Source organism: Bacillus clarus (assembly GCF_000746925.1).
GTDB classification, from domain to species: Bacteria; Bacillota; Bacilli; order Bacillales; family Bacillaceae_G; genus Bacillus_A; species Bacillus_A clarus.
On the sequence record NZ_JMQC01000008.1, the window covers coordinates 4,437,416 to 4,455,419 of the forward strand.

The 18,004-nt window shown below is 34.9% G+C and carries 14 protein-coding genes and 4 pseudogenes; 14 read left to right on the forward strand and 4 right to left on the reverse strand.

Annotated features, from left to right (window positions below; genetic code table 11):
• Positions 1-16: 16 nt before the first annotated feature.
• Complete coding sequence (locus tag DJ93_RS23690; RefSeq protein ID WP_052109622.1) at positions 17-412, reverse strand: NUDIX domain-containing protein; 396 nt, start codon at positions 410-412, stop codon at positions 17-19.
• 182 nt (positions 413-594) lie between these two features.
• On the opposite strand from DJ93_RS23690, the gene DJ93_RS23695 reads away from it, so the two are divergent.
• The 8 genes from DJ93_RS23695 (at position 595) to gnd (ending at position 8,954) form a co-directional block, all read left to right on the forward strand.
• Positions 595-1,152, forward strand: coding sequence for an ABC transporter permease (locus DJ93_RS23695; protein ID WP_042983541.1), 558 nt, complete (start codon positions 595-597; stop codon positions 1,150-1,152).
• Positions 1,153-1,222: 70 nt separating this feature from the next.
• Positions 1,223-1,969 carry a MerR family transcriptional regulator gene (locus DJ93_RS23700; protein WP_042983542.1) on the forward strand — a complete coding sequence of 249 codons (747 nt, stop codon included), beginning with the start codon at positions 1,223-1,225 and terminating at the stop codon, positions 1,967-1,969.
• A 192-nt stretch (positions 1,970-2,161) separates the two neighbouring features.
• A complete protein-coding gene (locus DJ93_RS23705) occupies positions 2,162-3,280 on the forward strand; it encodes a GAF domain-containing sensor histidine kinase (RefSeq protein WP_042983543.1) in 1,119 nt (372 codons plus the stop codon).
• A 14-nt stretch (positions 3,281-3,294) separates the two neighbouring features.
• The gene (locus DJ93_RS23710) at positions 3,295-3,933 is read left to right on the forward strand and encodes a response regulator (protein WP_042983544.1); all 639 of its coding nucleotides are present in this window, start codon (positions 3,295-3,297) and stop codon (positions 3,931-3,933) included.
• A gap of 194 nt (positions 3,934-4,127) precedes the next feature.
• The gene (locus tag DJ93_RS23715; RefSeq protein ID WP_042983545.1) at positions 4,128-4,982 is read left to right on the forward strand and encodes a MurR/RpiR family transcriptional regulator; all 855 of its coding nucleotides are present in this window, start codon (positions 4,128-4,130) and stop codon (positions 4,980-4,982) included.
• 154 nt (positions 4,983-5,136) lie between these two features.
• Complete coding sequence (gene gntK / locus DJ93_RS23720) at positions 5,137-6,675, forward strand: gluconokinase (protein ID WP_042983546.1); 1,539 nt, start codon at positions 5,137-5,139, stop codon at positions 6,673-6,675.
• Between the two features lie 14 nt (positions 6,676-6,689).
• The gene (locus tag DJ93_RS23725) at positions 6,690-8,039 is read left to right on the forward strand and encodes a GntP family permease (protein WP_042983548.1); all 1,350 of its coding nucleotides are present in this window, start codon (positions 6,690-6,692) and stop codon (positions 8,037-8,039) included.
• Between the two features lie 18 nt (positions 8,040-8,057).
• Entirely contained in the window at positions 8,058-8,954 is an 897-nt protein-coding gene (gene gnd, locus DJ93_RS23730; RefSeq protein WP_042983549.1) for a phosphogluconate dehydrogenase (NAD(+)-dependent, decarboxylating), read from the forward strand.
• Between the two features lie 231 nt (positions 8,955-9,185).
• Here the strand turns inward: gnd and DJ93_RS33335 are convergent, their stop codons facing one another.
• On the reverse strand, positions 9,186-9,335 hold the full coding sequence (locus tag DJ93_RS33335) for a hypothetical protein (RefSeq protein ID WP_181969211.1): 150 nt from the start codon (positions 9,333-9,335) through the stop codon (positions 9,186-9,188).
• Positions 9,332-10,441, reverse strand: a complete 1,110-nt coding sequence (locus DJ93_RS23735; RefSeq protein WP_042983550.1) for a response regulator aspartate phosphatase — start codon at positions 10,439-10,441, stop codon at positions 9,332-9,334. Before DJ93_RS23735 ends, DJ93_RS33335 begins: the two co-directional genes overlap by 4 nt.
• Before the next feature lie 438 nt (positions 10,442-10,879).
• Here DJ93_RS23735 and DJ93_RS23740 point away from each other — a divergent pair, with 438 nt between their 5' ends.
• From DJ93_RS23740 to DJ93_RS23755, 4 genes and pseudogenes are all read left to right on the forward strand, one after another.
• Complete coding sequence (locus tag DJ93_RS23740; protein ID WP_042983552.1) at positions 10,880-12,103, forward strand: tetratricopeptide repeat-containing glycosyltransferase; 1,224 nt, start codon at positions 10,880-10,882, stop codon at positions 12,101-12,103.
• Between the two features lie 42 nt (positions 12,104-12,145).
• Positions 12,146-13,300, forward strand: coding sequence for a glycosyltransferase (locus DJ93_RS23745; protein ID WP_042983553.1), 1,155 nt, complete (start codon positions 12,146-12,148; stop codon positions 13,298-13,300).
• Positions 13,301-13,443: 143 nt separating this feature from the next.
• Positions 13,444-13,980, forward strand: a complete 537-nt coding sequence (locus tag DJ93_RS23750) for an NADPH-dependent FMN reductase (RefSeq protein WP_042983554.1) — start codon at positions 13,444-13,446, stop codon at positions 13,978-13,980.
• Position 13,981: 1 nt separating this feature from the next.
• Positions 13,982-14,662: pseudogene (locus DJ93_RS23755) on the forward strand (MFS transporter); the annotation flags it as partial.
• A gap of 56 nt (positions 14,663-14,718) precedes the next feature.
• On the opposite strand, the pseudogene DJ93_RS23760 reads toward DJ93_RS23755, so the two are convergent.
• Positions 14,719-15,600: pseudogene (locus DJ93_RS23760) on the reverse strand (tyrosine-type recombinase/integrase); the annotation flags it as partial.
• Between the two features lie 2 nt (positions 15,601-15,602).
• Here DJ93_RS23760 and DJ93_RS23765 point away from each other — a divergent pair.
• Together DJ93_RS23765 and DJ93_RS23770 are read left to right on the forward strand one after the other, a co-directional pair.
• Positions 15,603-16,814: pseudogene (locus tag DJ93_RS23765) on the forward strand (tail fiber domain-containing protein); the annotation flags it as partial.
• A gap of 18 nt (positions 16,815-16,832) precedes the next feature.
• Positions 16,833-17,993 (forward strand): annotated as a pseudogene (locus DJ93_RS23770) (BppU family phage baseplate upper protein).
• Positions 17,994-18,004: the final 11 nt, after the last annotated feature.

The window sequence follows — 18,004 nt, forward strand, 5'->3', positions numbered from 1 at the left end:
TTTTTTACGATTATGTTTAAATGGATACTACTTGTTGTTGAATTAACTTCTTAATGAAAGGGCTAATACTTTCTGGTGGTTGATTTAAGTTGAAAAATTGTACGTTTACTGATTCTGTTCCATCTGCCTTTAAAATACCGCCCCTAATGTCCCGGCAAAGGTATACGATCGTAATAGGGTAAAACTCATCACCGTTCGGTAATTGTACGAAAAATTCTTTTCCAGAAAAAACACTTACTAACTGAAGTGTACCAATTTCAATTCCTGTTTCTTCGAGAGCTTCTCGTCTTCCAACTTCTTCGGTGGATTCTCCGAGTTCAATAAAACCACCAGGAACACCCCAAACACCGCTTTGTCTTTTGGGTAATCGGATTATAGTGTTGAAAACCCTATTAAATAAATGAATGTCCATAGCACTATAAATCGGATAATTGTATGTAATATCATAATTGCTTCTCTTTATCTATGTAAACTAATCAGTTTACAATGTGATTTGCATTTTGAACCCTTTTATACATAGTATATTTGATGATTGACTCTCCTCTAAAAGGATAGCTTATAGTTCCTTTTGTAAGAAATAAAGGAGGGAACAATATGTATGACCATAATGAAATAGCTTTAAACGATGTTAGCAAAACATTTGGCAAAAAGGTAGCCTTAGATAAGGTGTCTCTTAAAGTGAAAAAAGGTTCTATCTTTGGACTAATTGGTCCAAATGGAGCAGGTAAATCTACTTTGACGAGTATATTAGACACTTTGTTAGTGATTATTGGCTATTTTATGGGATTCAGACTGCCAATAGGAATAGTTTCATTAATCCTTTTTCTTGTCACACCAGCATTATTTTTGTGTCTAGTCGGAGCTATTTCAATTGGAATTGCCGTTCTAACCAAAAAGCACTCAACGATGATCACAGTCATGCAGTTTTTCTCTTTCCCATTGATTTTTTTGTCTTCTGCCTTTATGCGAAGCAATTTATTACCAAGATGGATAAGTATCCTATCAAAAATAAATCCAGTTGACTGGGTAGTTAGAGCATCACAATCTACATTCAACCATTCGTTGGCAATCAACTACTATTTACTGATTATTTCATGTCTCGTTATGACTGTTTTCTTCTGTAAAATCACGTATGATGTTCAAAGAAAATAGTGAAATAAATGTGTTGACTCTTACCTTAGAAGATACTTTAGTATTAAAAACATGGAAAGGAGGAAAAGAAATGTACACCGTTCATGAGGTTGCAAAGCTAGCTCATATAACAGTAAAGACGTTACACCATTATCATAAAATAGATCTTTTAATACCAGAGCAAACGACAGAAGCCGGTTATCGTTTATATGGGAAAAAAGATTTAGAACGATTACAACAAATTCTGTTTTACAAAGAATTAGATTTTTCTCTCAAGGAAATTAAACAATTATTAGATGGTGAAATCGACAGGGAAAATACTTTGATACAACAAAAAAATTTACTAGAACAAAAAATCGACCGATTTAAAGGGCTAATTAAGACGATCAGTGCCTCTATTAAAAGTGTTAAAGAAGGAGTCGATTTAGATATGGAAACAATGTTTAAAGGGTTTGAAACTGAAGAAGAATGGCAAGAAGCCTTAAAAGACCAAAATGAACATTTGAAAAAAGAATATGATTTTGACTTGTCGAATCAAACAATTGATATAGAATCAATGAACGACTCTGCCATGGAAGCACAGTCATTTAATGAAGATATGATTCGGTTCTTACAAGAAGGTTTCTCTGCAAATGATCCAAAAGTCTTGGATCGTGTAAAAGAACATGTATCCTTTTTAGAAAAAAAAGGTCATCCATCAACGCCGCAAGACTTTCTAAATCAGACAGAGTTTTTCATCGTTGACGACTTTCATAGAAATATGCTTGAGCAATGGCAAGTGGGTTACACTTATTTTCTAAACAAAGCAGCAACTAATTATTTGGAAAATATTAAATAGAATACAATACAAAATATGCAAATAAAAATTGTATCCCTTTTTAAAAAGAGCTTGGATACCAAGTTTGATTCCCGTATCTTTGGTCTACCAAAACTATGATATTTATGAAGTTCAAGGGCTGTTTTCGACAGCTCTTTTTTATTTATAGTATTTAGAAATTTCTTAATGTTATAATGGTAGTTGGTGATGAACATGAATTATGATGAAAAAGAGATGAGGCGTTTAGAGGCGTTAAAAGAAATTGCTGAATTACTAAATGAGGCAACAGATTTACAGGAGATGTTAGAAAAAGTATTACATACATTATTACAAGTTATGAATTTACAAACAGGTTGGATTTTTTTCATTGATGAAAAAGGAACGCACCGTATGCTTGTCGATACAAACTTACCTCCAGCACTTACATGGAAAGAAAAGAAACCGATGTGTGAGGGGAATTGTTGGTGCGTAGAGCGATTTGTGAATGGTCGTTTAGAAAAGGCGACAAATATTATTGAATGTAAGCGAATAGAAGATGCGATCGAATATAATTGGGGGGAGACAGAAGATGTTACGCATCATGCGACAATTCCCCTTCGAGCTGGATCGGAGAAATTCGGACTATTGAATGTGGCTTCTCCTCATAAAACGCATTTTTCAGAGGAAGAGCTAGCATTATTAGAAGCTATTGCTTTTCAAATTGGAACGACAATCCAACGAATCAGGCTAGTTGAAAAGGAACGTAAATATGTAGTTGTAGCAGAGAGAAATCGACTAGCTCGTGATTTACATGATTCGGTTAAACAATTATTATTTTCCATTATGCTTACTGCTAAAGGTACCCTTAATATGACGAAAGATAAAGAACTGCATGAGATGTTACGTTATATTGGGGAGTTATCACAAGAAGCGTTGCAAGAGATGACGTTGTTAATTTGGCAACTAAGGCCTGAGGGATTAGAAAAAGGGCTAGCAGAGGCGATTCAAAATTACGGAAGGCTGTTAGGGATTCAAGTGGAGATTCGTATTGATGGAGTAATCTCAATTGGGGATGAAATAGAAGAAGTTTTATGGCGGATAAGCCAAGAAGCATTACATAATTGTAAAAAGCACGCCTCATGTGAAAAAATATGTGTTCGTTTAAGGGTGGAAAGTAATAAGCTGTATTTTTATATTGAAGATGACGGGATAGGATTCATACAAGAACAAGTAAGAGAATCAGCGCTTGGCTTGAAAAGCATGAAAGAACGAATTGAGTTAATGCGAGGAATATTCCGAATAAAAACAGAGCCGGGAAAGGGAACGAAGATAGAGATTCAATTACCGGTTTGAAAGGGAGAGCTTCTGTGAAAATTAAATTACTACTTGTAGAAGACCATCATATCGTTCGGAGGGGGCTTGTATTCTTTTTAAAAACGAGGGAAGAGTTTGAGATTATTGGAGAAGCGGAGAATGGTGAAGAAGCGCTAGCCTTTGTTCAAACAAAAAAGCCAGACGTAGTATTAATGGATTTATCAATGCCGAAAATGGATGGTATTGAAGCAACCAAACGTATAAAACAATATGATGAAGCAATAAAAATTTTGATGTTAAGTAGTTTTTCAGAACAAGATTATGTGTTGCCAGCATTAGAAGCTGGCGCAGATGGTTATCAATTAAAAGAAGTGCAGCCAGATCAACTTGTTGCTTCCATTATTGCGGTACATCAAGGAAATGCAAATTTCCATCCGAAAGTAACACCAGCATTATTAGGACGCCCAGCAGCGAGTAAAGAACAGGCCAATCCTTTCTCTATGTTAACAAAAAGAGAGCAAGAAGTACTTCGTGAAATTGCGAAAGGGAGAAGTAATAAAGAAATTGCAGCGGAGCTTCATATTACAGAACAAACAGTTAAAACACATGTTTCAAATGTACTTGCTAAATTGGAAGTGGATGATAGAACGCAAGCCGCATTATACGCTGTGAAGCATGGTATTGTAGGCTAAAATGTCAATTGTACTTTATACGAAATGGAGCTGCTTTATGTATCAAGTAAATATGAAAACAGGATTGTTATGTTATGAAGATGTTACGACAAAATACATAAAAGCAAATAAAATATATGATGATACCAAATAAAGGTTTTTCTTCTTTCAATAATTAGGTACAATAAAGCTACGATGGAAGGGGAAGATATGTCATGCCTGGCACAAAAAGTGGAATCGGTAAGATTCAGGCTTCGTTAAATGGTCTATCACCGAAATTACGAAGTATCGCTGAACATATAATGAAGCATCCGCAAGATGTTGTACATAAATCAATTACAGAATTAGCAGAAGTTACGAATAGTTCAGAGGCAACGATTTTTCGGTTATGTAAACACCTTGGGTTTCAAGGATTTCAAGATTTAAAGATTACATTAGCTCGTGAAATTGTACACACGCCAATGCAAAATATTCATGAAGAAGTATCGGCAGAGGATGATATGGTAACTGTCGCTAAAAAAGTTTTTCATTCACATATTACAGGATTGCAAGATACGCTACATTTATTAAACGATGAAGCACTAGAGCAAGCGGTATGTGCCCTGCAAGAAGCGAAAAGAATAGAGTTTTACGGGAATGGTGGATCAGGTATTATTGCGATGGATGCCTATCATAAGTTTATGAGAATAGGCATTTCATGTATCGCCCATACCGACTCACATTTTCAAATTATGGGGGCAGGCTTGCTTACAAAAGAAGCAGTAGTCATCGCTATTTCTCATTCTGGAAGTAATAAAGGATTGCTTGAAGCGCTAGAAGTAGCGAAAACAAGGGGAGCACACATTATTGCGATTACAAGCTATCAAAAATCAGCATTAAGCCAACTTGCTGACATAACGCTATATACCTCAACACGAGAGACAGAATTCCGTACGGAAGCGAGTTCATCAAGATTAGCGCAACTTAGTTTGTTAGATACTTTATACGTAGGTTTATCATTACAGCGCCAAGAAGAAACGCTGCAAAATTTGCAAAGTATCCGTGAAACTATTTCAATGAAACGAATATAAAGAGTAGTGTACAAATGCACACTACTCTTTATTATTTTTTATTACGAAAAAAATTTTCTTTATATGTATTGATTTATGAAAAAATATTTTATATACTAATTCATGTAAACGGTTTACTATATAGTATTTTGCTAGAAACGAAGGGACGATTCGTATGGAAACAAGGGGGAGAATAATCGGGATTGATATCGGTACCACAAGTACAAAAACGGTTGTGTTCACAGAAAAAGGTAAAGTCGTTGCGTCACATGCAATTGATTATCCAATCATTCAACCGAACGTCGGATGGGCTGAGCAAGATCCGGATATAATATGTTCTGCTGTATATAAAACTGTAAGCGTTGCCATCGAAAAGGGTAATGTGTTACCAGAAGATATTTCTTCAATCGGCATTAGTACAGCAATGCACGCATTAATTGCAGTAGATGAAAATGGAGCACCGTTAACACGTTCTATCATTTGGGCGGATAATCGGAGTACAAAACAAGCAGAAAAACTATTACAACATATGAATGGACATGAAATTTATAGACGAACTGGTACACCCATTCATCCGATGTCACCGCTTTCTAAATTGTTGTGGATGAAAGAAGAAGAACCAGAGTTATATGCAAGTACGTATAAATTTATTTCCATTAAAGAGTATGTAATCTATCAATTATTTTCACGCTATGTAGTTGATTATTCAATTGCATCTGCTACAGGGCTATTCAATTTAGACACGCTAAATTGGGATGAAGATGTGTTGGAAATGTTAAATATTTCTTCAGAACAGTTATCAAGTCCTGTACCAACTACTTATATTTTATCGGGTATGAAGCCGGAATTAGCAAAGAAGATGGGGATTCATGCAGAAACACCAATTGTCATCGGAGCGAGTGATGGGGTTCTTGCAAATGTAGGTGTTGGTGCGGTATCGCCAGGTGCGGCTGCAATTACGATTGGAACGAGTGGTGCCGTTCGTACAATTTCATCGAACATTAATACGGATGAGAAGGGAAGAACATTTTGTTATGCATTAACAGACGAGCATTGGGTGATCGGCGGACCAACGAATAACGGTGGAATATTACTTAGATGGTTACGTGATGAATTTGGTAGCCCAGAGCAAGAGGTAGCAAGAAAGCTTGGAATTGATCCATATGATTTATTAATTAAGTATGCAGAAAGTGTACCGGCTGGAGCAGATGGATTACTATTTTTACCGTTCTTATCTGGAGAACGTGCACCTTACTGGAATGCAAATGCTCGTGGTACATTCTTCGGGATAAACCTTCAGCATAAACGAGAACATTTTATACGAGCAGTTATGGAAGGTGTTTGTATGAGTGTGTATTCAGTAGCACTTGCAATTCGGGATTGTACAGGCCCACTGACTGAAATACGTGTTTCAGGGGGCTTTGCGAAATCTGCATTTTGGAGACAAATGTTATCCGATATGATGGGGAAAGAATTGCTTGTTCCTGAAAGTCATGAAGCATCTGCGCTTGGGGCAGCAGCAGTTGCTTTATATGCAGTAGGTAAAATTGACTCTCTTGAAGAGGTGAAGGATTGGATTGATATTGTCCATCACCATGTACCGAATAAAGAAAATACGGCTTTATACTTAGAAATGTTTTATATGTATGAACGACTTTACAATCGCTTGAAAGAAGAATTTGATTGTATAGCTGCTTTCCAACGTAAACAATAGGGGGATTGGGAGAAATGGTAGTTGGGATCGTACTAGCGGCAGTTGTCATACTACTTCTACTTATTACGGTAGTGAAATGGCATCCATTTGTCGCATTAATTTTAACAGCAATCGGAGTTGGGCTAGCAATGGGGATGCCCTTGGTTGCAACTTCACCACAACATCCAGGGATTATTGATTCTATTAAATCGGGTCTTGGAAGTACGTTAGGATTTTTGGCAATTGTTTTAGCATTAGGAACGATGCTTGGAAAAATGATGGCTGAATCTGGAGGCGCTGAACGAATTGCTAACACATTAATTGATCGTTTTGGGAAGAAACGTGTTCACTGGGCAATGATGTTTGTTGCATTTTTAGTAGGGATTCCGGTGTTTTTCCAAGTTGGATTTGTACTATTAATTCCATTAGTATTTACAATTGCGTTAGAAACTGGGGTATCACTTATTACAATCGGTATTCCGCTTGTAGCAGGACTGTCAGTCGTACACGGACTTGTTCCACCGCATCCAGCGGCAATGGCGGCAGTTGGTATTTTTAAAGCAGATGTAGGGAAGACAATTTTATATGCATTAATTGTCGGACTTCCAACTGCAATAATTTCAGGTCCACTTTACGGGAAATGGATCGGTGCTCGTATACATAAAGAAGTACCGTTAGATATAGCAGAGCAATTTATTGAAAGAGATAAGAAGAAGGAACTTCCTAGCTTTGGAAATACATTGTTTACTATTTTACTTCCAGTATTTCTTATGCTTGGTGCATCAATAGCGGAAGTAGCGTTACATAAAACGAGTCAACTTGCACAAGTATTACACTTTATTGGCGATCCCATAGTCGCTTTATTAATTGCAACGATATATTCTTTCTTTAGTCTTGGATATGCAAAAGGATTTTCTAAGGATAAAGTATTGCAATTTACAAATGATTGTTTAGGCCCAATTGCGAACATACTGTTAGTTATTGGTGCGGGAGGAGCATTTAATAAAGTTTTATTAGATTCAGGAATTGGTACTACAATTGCGGAGATGGCTAAAGAATCGCATATTTCTCCAATATTATTGGGCTGGGGAATTGCAGCACTCATTCGAATTGCAACGGGTTCTGCCACAGTTTCTATGATGACAGCCGCAGGTATTGTGGCGCCGATTGCAGCAAGTACACCAGGTGTAAATGTTGAACTATTGGCACTTGCAACAGGCGCAGGGTCATTAATTTTATCACACGTGAATGATTCTGGATTTTGGATGATTAAAGAGTATTTCGGAATGACTGTGAAAGAAACATTATTAACATGGACTGCAATGGAGACTATACTATCGGTTGTAGCACTTGGACTCATTTCGTTATTAAATTTCATTGTATAGAATAGGAGATTGATTAATATGAAACTAGGTTTAATTGGATTAGGAAAAATGGGATTCCCATTAGCGGAACACTTACATGAAGACAAGCATGAAGTAGTTGTATACGATGTAAATAAAGAGCTTGTTGAAAAGGCAGGAGAATTAGGGATTACTGCTCGTCATACATTAAAAGAAATGATAGCAGAACTTGAAGCACCTCGTACAATTTGGGTAATGGTACCTGCAGGAGAAGTTGTTGAGTCAGTACTAAAAGATGTATATCCATTATTAGATGAAGGCGATATCGTTATTGAAGGTGGAAATTCATTTTATAAGGATACGTTACGCCGTGCTGAAGAAGCAAAAAGCTTTGGGTTACATTATGTAGATATTGGTACATCAGGCGGTGTAGAAGGAGCAAGATACGGCGCATGTTTAATGGTCGGTGGAGAAAAGGAAATTTACGATCGATTAGAACCTTTATTTAAAGATTTAGCAGTAGAAAATGGATATTCTTATGCGGGGCGTGTCGGAAGTGGCCATTTCTTAAAAATGGTTCATAACGGTATCGAATATGGAATGATGCAAGCGATTGCTGAAGGATTTGAAGTGTTGGATAAAAGCGATTTTGATTTCAATTACGAAGATGTTGCAAAAGTATGGGCAAATGGATCAGTTATTCGCGGTTGGTTAATGGACTTAACTGAAAAAGCATTTGCTGATGATCCGAAATTGGATGGTATTAAAGGTGTAATGAATTCTTCAGGAGAAGGAAAATGGACAGTGGAAACAGCGCTTGAATTACAAGCATCGGCACCTGTTATTGCCATGTCACTATTTATGCGTTACCGTTCTCAAGAAGATGATACATTCCACGGAAAAGTTGTCTCAGCACTTCGCAATCAATTTGGCGGACATGATGTTGTGAAGAAATAATAAAGCATAAAAAAACCCTGTGTTTGTGAAGTAACTAAAATAATGAGAGTGGAAAAAACACCTCTTATATCGTATTCAATTTAAATGCGAATATAAGAGGTGTTTTTCATTTGAAGAAAAGAGCTCATTACCCAGAACAATTGGAATGGAAAGTAAAAAGTATTATCAATGGAAAATCAAAAACACTACCTCTATGTCTATTGGATGTAGAAAGGTAGTGTTCTATCACTATTAATGATGATTGCCATCAGCCAATAATATAATTGCATTTTTATGATGATTTCCATCTGCATATTGTGGCTTTTCTGCTACTGTTTTAGCGCCGAATGTTAACGTTAAAATTGTAATAATGCCCATAAGATTTAAAAGTGATTTTTTCATTTTAATGCCCCCATTTCTTGTGCGTTATCCCTTGCTTGCTTACTTAAATAGAAATACTCACTTGCTTGAAGATGATGACCCTCTTTATAATATTTAACCGCTAATACTTCCAGTGATTCATGGATGTATGTATATAAATCTTCTTTCTCGAAGTACTCTTTTCCTGCTAAAACAAGTGTCTCAAATTCTGGAGTAGAAAGATTCTTATTCATTCCGTCTAGAATCATAAAACGATGTATATACTCACCTAATTTTAGGTCCTTACTGATTTCTAATCCTTTCCTAATTAACTCCGCAGCAATATCATGCTCTTTTATTTTAAAATGCTCTTTAGCTTCAATTAATAACGCTCTATAATTACCGGGTTTTTTATTAACTTCTTGTAAATAACGAATGGCTAATTGAGAAAGATTCTGTCCAGCATATAATAATCCTAGATTATGTCTAACCATTAATATATAGTTTTCTACATTCATCTTTTGGAATTGGTCCATAGCAGTTGTAAAATGTTCTTCCGCTAATTCCCATTCTTTTAAATGTGTACAGGCTAGTCCTAACATATTTTCACAAAATGTAATATTAGTTTCACATCCACTATGTTTTAGATAAATTTCTTTTGCTATTGTCACTTGTTTAATTGATAGCAATCCTTGATAGGTATCATAATAAAAAGAGCCTAATTTATAATGAAACTCTGCCTTTTCTAATTCGTCGGATACATGTGTTAATAGGGATTCTGCTGTATCAAAATGCTCTCTTGCGTCCTTATAATCACCTATAACGCTTGTATGAATTGCTTTAAAAAAGTGATAATAGTAGCCTAGAAGACTGTTTTTAGGTATTTCGAAAGATTCTATGTCCCTAAAGCTATCTTTTGAAATGCTCATATTATCAACTAAATATTTATATCGGAAATTTAGTAATGAATAATAGAGTAAAAGTTCTTGGTCATCTATTGATTTTTCTTTTTCAATTTTTAGGTTGTGGATTGTCTCATCCACCTGCTTTTTTAAATTATAAGCATTTTCTCGATTGCGTGAACGCATTTCTAAGTACCATTCGTTTAATAATTTTGTGATTCTTTCATTTTTAATACTTATTGACATATATAATCCCCCTACCATCTATTCACTACAATAATAACAGAAGTGAACATAGGTGATTATCTATATAGAATTTTATCAAAAAAATTCTGATAATTAACTTTCGTGTTTTTTTAAAAGAGAATTAGATTTCTAACGTGGGTTTAAAAAAGTGAAAGATATATCTTACGTAAGCTCAAAAATGTTCTCATAAGAGGAACAAAAAGTTATGTGTTGCTAGAGAGGTATTCACTTTTTTCATTATTTTTTATAATACACAGATTGGAACAGTCTTGATACGAAAAAGGTGATTCAAGTGTCCCAATATAAAAATAAGAATAAATAAAATAAAGCTTTCATAAATAGTAAAAGGGTGATTCTGTCATCAAAAGAGTGTGCAATGTAGTCAGTCTATTATGTTACATATAGGAAGAACGGTTTAACAAAATTTGAGGTGGTAAAATGGTAAACGAACAAGTGGAAAATAATAAAGGAACAGAAAAGAAATTATGCCTTTGTATGATTGTGAAAAATGAATCGAGGATTATTGAAAGGTGTTTAAATGCGACAAAGTCAATCGTTGATTTTGTTTCGGTTTGTGATACAGGTTCGACAGATCAAACGCCTGAAATCATTGGAAAATGGTGTGAGGAAAATGGGATACCAGGAACAGTTCACAATGAACCATTTAAAAACTTTGGTTATAACCGAAGCTTAGCAGTTTCGTTAGCGCAAAAAACATATCCAGAGGCAGATTATTTATTAATACTTGATGCTGATATGATATTAGAAGTGGAACCGAATTTTGATAAAAATAGTTTAACTGAAGATCATTATCTTACGATGCAATATGATATTCATATTAAATATTGGCTTACTCGCCTTCTGAAAGCTTCTTTACCATGGAAATCTGTAGGCGTTACTCATGAGTATTGGGATATAGATCGATCTAAAGTTGGAGTGGGTTACAACACAAAAGTAGCTAGGTTAGATACTCTTATCGTAAATGATCCTGGAGATGGTGGAAGTAAGGGTGATAAATTTGAGAGAGATGAGAGGTTACTGTTAGAAGGAATAGCGGACCCAGAAACGACGCCAGATTTGAAAGTAAGGTATTTATTTTATTTAGCGCAAACGTATTACCATTTAAATCAATTGGAGGATTCAATTAAATGGTATAAGAAAAGAGTAGAAGCTGGAGGGTGGGCTGAAGAAGTTTTTTATTCGTTATTACGAATAGGAACTTGTTATGAGCATTTAGCGAACCGTGCAGTATTTGAACAAAAGCAGGCGAATGATGAAGCGGATAAAGAGAAGTTTATACAGCAAGAGGAACAATATATTGCATTAGCGACTACTTATTTTCAGAATGCTTGGGATTATAGACCAACTAGAGCAGAGCCTCTATATCAACTTGCAAGACTATACCGCGCGCGGTCCAAAAATAATATTGGTTTGATGTATGCATTGCAAGGAAAAGAAATTCCTTTTCCGAAAGAAGATCTTCTGTTTGTAGATTATCATGTATATGATTACTTATTCGATTATGAGATTTCTATATGTGCGTATTATATACCACATAAAAAACATTTAGGTGCACAATCACAAAAGTATCTTGAATCGAAGAAAGAAGAGATACCGGTTCATATAGCAAGTATTGTAGAGAGTAATGCAAAGTTTTATTGAAAAGCATTTTAATTTTTTTGATAAAGGAGTAGTGGAGAGATAATGGAATTAATAAGATGGGCTATTGAACTAGGAGAATCGGTAAATGGAAATACGCCTGAGGAATTAATCCCACTACTAGACTATTATTATGATCGTGACCATTTGAAAGCTTATTTTATAGCAAACCTTCTTTTGGATATGGAATTACCAGAGGAACATAGAGAGAGAATTGAGTTGAGGAGGTGTGTAGCTGCTTACTATGCAGGGTTATATAAAGTGGCAAGAAAGTATGCCAATCAGTTGTTAGTTCGATATCCTCACGTAGATTTGTATCAAAATAATTTAAGATTAATCGAAAACTTTTTAAATACGGAATATGATTATTGCTTATATATATGTCCACATACGTATGGAAGTTTTATAGATGTTGCGCGTGCTTTAAAATGGAAATTAGAGCAACGAGAACAGAAAGTGATAATATCAGAAACTTTACTAGAAAACGCAAAGAATACAGTTGTTTTTGGAGCGCATACGTGTGTTTACAATCCGGAGAGTCTCCCGAAAGATGCAATCATTTATAACTTAGAACAATTATATGATGGGAGCCCTTACGCACATTCTATTTATCTTATGATATTAAAAAATCGAGTAATATGGGATTATAGTTCGCAAAATATTGAATGGCTAAAGAAAAAAGGAGTAGGAAAAGAAATCAAACATGTGAGAATGAACTATGCTCCAACTTTAGAAATAAAGCGAGAGGCATTTGATAATGAGATTTCTGAAGATATTGATGTACTATTTATCGGTGCTCTTAACGAAAGACGTCAAGCAATTCTGGACGGATTAAAAGAAGTTGCTCCAAATTTAAATATTGTTTTTAAGGACAACGCGTGGGGAATACCTAGAAACGAGTTGATTGCAAGGGCGAAAATTATTTTAAACATTCATTTTTATTTAACAGGAATTCTTGAAGCACCAAGAATTTCGCAAGCTGTTGCAAACCACAAATTTATTATTTCGGAATCTAGTAATGCGCAAGATGAAGCAGAGTGGCCAGGCATAGTATTTACTCCACACGAAAAGATTGTGGAGATGGTTATGAAATATATTGAATTGCCGGAAGAACGTACAAAATTAGCTGAAAAAGCGTATTATCACTTTGAAGCACAAGAAGCATTACGAGTAGATAATGATAAGGAAAGTGAAGACTAATAGTGTAGAACTCATACGAAAGTATGGGTTCTTTTTTGTTTATCATACTATTTTATTAAGGTATTTCCCTCTTTTTACTGTATTTTGTATAGAAATTTCTGATAATATGTAAATAGAACTTAAAGCAAAGGGGAGAAAGAATCATGAAATTAGTCGTAATCAATGGAACACCAAGAAAATTTGGAAGAACACGTGTTATTGCAAAATATATCGCTGAGCAATTCGAGGGAGATTTATATGATTTAGCGGTAGAGGAATTACCTTTATATAACGGTGAAGAATCACAACGTGAATTAGAGGCGGTCAAAAATTTAAAAGCTTTAGTGAAAAAAGCAGAGGGTGTAGTATTTTGCACACCTGAATATCATAATGCGATGAGTGGGGCATTAAAAAATGCGCTAGATTACTTAAGTAGTAGTGAATTCGTCCATAAACCAGTCGCTTTATTAGCGGTAGCAGGGGGCGGAAAAGGGGGAATTAATGCGTTAAATAATATGCGTATTGTTGCAAGAGGTGTGTATGCGAATGCAATCCCAAAACAAGTTGTAATAGATGGATTACATGTACAAGATGGTGAACTTGGAGAAGATGCAAAGCCGCTAATCCATGATTTAATAAAAGAATTACAAGCGTATATGAGTGTATATAAAGAGGTGAAAAAACAATTAGGAGTTGAGTGATATGTCCTCTCTTTATCATGATTCTCGGTTGTATTACATTCTAGGAGCCAATAGTTTATCAGCTATTGGTTCTGGGATTGTTATGATTACGATCCCATGGCTTTTGATCAAAGAAAGTGGTGGAGAAACGATGTTTGGATACGTATCTATCATCGCAACTCTTATTATGTTTTTATTAACACCATTCATTGGTCAAAGCATCGATCGTTTTTCAAGAAAATCGTTATTATTATGTAACGAAGGGCTGGGCATTATCGTTATAGGGATAATGACGGTTTGGGGATTTATTGGGCAATCTTATGATTCTTTTCATTATATTATTATTTATATAGCTGGTTCATTCTATTATTTATTGTTTTATCCAACCATCTTCGCGTTTAACCAAGAAATATTTCAAGCAGAACATTATAAAAATTTGAGTGGAACGATGGAGATTCAAGGACAACTGACGCAAGTTATTGCAGGAGCAGCGGCTAGCTTCTTAATTGAGATAGTTTCACTGAAATGGATCTTATTAGTAGATATGTTGACTTTTGTAGGAGCATTTTTCCTCTTTTTATGTATCCCATATGTAAAAAAGAAAACAGTAAAGGAAAAAGTAACATTTAAAAAGCAAATGTTTGAAGGAATTCATTTTATGAAAGGTCGTTCTAAATTCTTTTGGTTTTTACTTGCGACATATACATCAAGCTAGTAATACCAACCGTTTAGACGGTTGTGGTAACGCTTTGGTAACGATTATAATAAATCTTCTTCCATAAATGCCACTACTTCTGCTTGTTTGGATGGATATAAGTGACTATAAGTGTTTAAAGTTGTTGCTACATTTGAATGACCTAAGCGTTGGGCTACGACAAGCGGACTTACACCTTTATTAATGAGGTAAGAAGCATGAGAGTGCCTGAATTCATGAAGTACAATCTTTTTCACTCCTGACACCGCTAAAAAGATTTTATATTTTCTAGTTAATGTGGTAGTTGCTATACTATCATAAAACTCACCAAACACAACATAATCCTTTTTCAAAGGAACTTTTAATGTAGCATTATTTTTTATTTCTTTTAGTAGATCCATTACGATAGTAGGTAACATAATGATTCGGTTGGATGCTTTCGTTTTTGGTTTAGTAATATGTTTATTATAGCTTGTTTTATTGATATCAATTATTTTTTCTTCAAAATTAACATCTTCCCAAGTTAAAGCTAAAAGTTCTCCTTTTCTAGCTCCACTATAATAGAGTGTTGAAAAAAAGGCTATATATATCGATTCGTCTACAACACTGATAAACCTTTTGAATTCTTCAAATTCCCAGAAGTTCATTCTTTTATTAGACTCAATTTCAAAATTTCCTGCAATTCGTGCTGGATTACGATTTAAGCCGTGGAACTTAATTGCAAAATTAAATATAGCGGAAAGTACGTTATGAATCTTTTTTAAAGTTTCAGCTGAATAGTCATGCATTATCTTATTTTGATAATTCATGACATGTTTTGCTGTAATCTTATCTATCTTCATTTTTCCAAATTCTTTTAGTAAGTGATTATATATCATATTTTTAATAGTGTTTATAGAAGACTGTTTTCTTCTCTGGCAGTACCATTCAAAATATTCTTCGGCTAATAAAATACGAAATGACCGCCTCAAAGGTTTGGCAGTGGAACATCAATGGATTAGGGTATTCCCCTTGGGGAGTAACGGGTCCATATGAAACTGCGATTACATATGATGGGCGAATTGTCGCTGATTTTATAACAGTTGGAACACTTACTGGTAATTTAATTAAAGGTGGAGAAATTAGTGGTACCACTTTAAGATCCGATGATACAAAAAACTATGTAAGCATATCTAAACAATTCATGCGAATTATGGAAAATGATATTGCTCGTATGTTTTTAGGATACTACAAAAATTCGAGGAATGAATTACAACCCACTTTACTTATAGGTGGAGACAATGACATTACAGCTTCACAAGGAGCCCTTGCACTTTATCAGTATTCAAATATTTATCCTAAAGCAGCAGGGATAGGAATTACACGAGGTTATATTGGTGGAAGTAATACAGACTTATATTTTCCTGCCATTATTAAATTTGGTCAAAATGGCGATATAAACGTAAAAGCAGAGGAATATTTGCAAATGGAATCCCAATTATCATACTTCGATATAAAAGCAGGTACAAACTTTGCAGCAAAAGCAAAAAATGATTTTATCGCTGAAGCCACAAATGGAAATATGCATTTCACTGCTGGGCAAAAGTTTTATTACCATAAAAACGGTAAAAGAATATTATCTTTTGATACTTCTTCTGGTGGAGACACGGATCTTATCATGCAATATTGTATGTTACGTAATTCGGATTATGAGAATGGGTATCTTCAAGTTAAATCTGGTACAGGTTCATTTTATGGTGGCATTATTGCAGGGGACTTTAAGGTCTCCTCAAAACGGAAATATAAAACCAATATTCGAGACATTAAATTTGATGTATTAGATGAAGTAATGAATTGGGATATAAAACAATATAACCTTAAAATGGATGTAGCCAAACTTTATGAAATGCGTATGGATCGTAAAGAGGGGGAACCAACTTTAACGACAAATGACATTCCAACTCATTATGGTATTGTCATTCCGAACGAATCTGAAGAAACAGGAAAGGGTTTGTATGGGATGATTTCACAGCAGGTTAGAGCCTTTCAAGAATACGTAACAAAAACAGATGCTAGAATTCGAGAGTTAGAGCCGATACAAACGAAAGGTAATGTAAAACATAGAAACAGAACGAAACGCAACAGAAGACCAATTAGATACGTTAAAAGAGAAACGTTATAGAAAGGAGTGTTGTAGTAGATGAGGGAGGAAGAAATTATTGTAGATTTGGATGATCCAGTATTCACAAAAACAATTCGTTCTCGGCAGAATGATAAAAATGGTTTGAAACTCATTGTGTATCTAAAGCAAAAAGGGAGAAGCGTTGATTTAACAGGATATGCAATCAAATATGAAGCAACAAATCATACAGGGGCATTCATTCGTGATGATGCTCAATTAATTGATGCGAAAAATGGTGTGTTTTCATATACTTTTACACCTCAATCTGTTTCAATAGCATCGGATTGGACTGCTTATTTTGTATTTGAAAAAAGTACAGAACGAATGAGTACACCTGACATTCGAATTGTATTAAGTCGAGATGTAAAAGAAGGAAATATTAAAATAGAAAACTATATTTCTGATTTTGAAAAAGCTATAGAACAAGTGGCAGGATATCAAAAAGATATTGATGATACAAATAAGAGAATTATAGATACAAACAACAAATTTGCAGAGTTAACAACATTAATTAATGCTAAAGGTGTTCAAGTACCAAAGATTACAACTGAATCAGGTGGTCAAACTATTTCTGCTAGTGATGCCACAAAGAATATTCTTGATGAAATAGCCGCGAAAGGTGCCGGGATGAATACAATTTATTGTGCTACAGGTGTGCAAAACACAATCCCATCGGGCAAACCTTGGAGGGGAATTTCTTATTTTAATCAGAATAATATTGGCTTTGTAATCGCTAAAGATAGTGTAGGTGGATTTTATACAAATTATCTAAACGGAAATAACGGGTGGACAGGGTGGACAAATCATGTCACAAAAGAAGATTTTGTGGGATGAGATTTTACTGTACAAGGATTTAAACGAACTACCGATACGGATTGGATTCAGATGTCAATCAACACAGCTAATGCTTCCAACGTTGAAGGAAGACAAGTTACTAGAGCGAAACGAAGTGGCGACCAAGTTTCTGTTATAGGTTCTTTAAAGAATATAAAAGAAGGGCAAGTTGTATTCAATGTTCCAACTGCATTGCGACCAGCCCAACAAATAACAGATGTTGTTATTATTGCCGGTCCACCTTATTCTATATGTGAATTTAACGTAGAAACTGGTGGTAATGTAAAAATATACAACATCACTACTGACAAAACTATTCATTTTTCAATCAATTATTTAGTATAAAAAAGGAGGCA

What these genes read in the sequence shown, in the direction of transcription:
- DJ93_RS23690 (WP_052109622.1), bottom strand. Translation starts at nt 412, where the DNA reads ATGGACATTCATTTATTTAATAGGGTTTTCAACACTATAATCCGATTA.
- DJ93_RS23695 (WP_042983541.1), top strand. Translation starts at nt 595, where the DNA reads ATGTATGACCATAATGAAATAGCTTTAAACGATGTTAGCAAAACATTT.
- DJ93_RS23700 (WP_042983542.1), top strand. Translation starts at nt 1,223, where the DNA reads ATGTACACCGTTCATGAGGTTGCAAAGCTAGCTCATATAACAGTAAAG.
- DJ93_RS23705 (WP_042983543.1), top strand. Translation starts at nt 2,162, where the DNA reads ATGAATTATGATGAAAAAGAGATGAGGCGTTTAGAGGCGTTAAAAGAA.
- DJ93_RS23715 (WP_042983545.1), top strand. Translation starts at nt 4,128, where the DNA reads ATGCCTGGCACAAAAAGTGGAATCGGTAAGATTCAGGCTTCGTTAAAT.
- gntK (WP_042983546.1), top strand. Translation starts at nt 5,137, where the DNA reads ATGGAAACAAGGGGGAGAATAATCGGGATTGATATCGGTACCACAAGT.
- DJ93_RS23725 (WP_042983548.1), top strand. Translation starts at nt 6,690, where the DNA reads ATGGTAGTTGGGATCGTACTAGCGGCAGTTGTCATACTACTTCTACTT.
- gnd (WP_042983549.1), top strand. Translation starts at nt 8,058, where the DNA reads ATGAAACTAGGTTTAATTGGATTAGGAAAAATGGGATTCCCATTAGCG.
- DJ93_RS33335 (WP_181969211.1), bottom strand. Translation starts at nt 9,335, where the DNA reads ATGAAAAAATCACTTTTAAATCTTATGGGCATTATTACAATTTTAACG.
- DJ93_RS23735 (WP_042983550.1), bottom strand. Translation starts at nt 10,441, where the DNA reads ATGTCAATAAGTATTAAAAATGAAAGAATCACAAAATTATTAAACGAA.
- DJ93_RS23740 (WP_042983552.1), top strand. Translation starts at nt 10,880, where the DNA reads ATGGTAAACGAACAAGTGGAAAATAATAAAGGAACAGAAAAGAAATTA.
- DJ93_RS23745 (WP_042983553.1), top strand. Translation starts at nt 12,146, where the DNA reads ATGGAATTAATAAGATGGGCTATTGAACTAGGAGAATCGGTAAATGGA.
- DJ93_RS23750 (WP_042983554.1), top strand. Translation starts at nt 13,444, where the DNA reads ATGAAATTAGTCGTAATCAATGGAACACCAAGAAAATTTGGAAGAACA.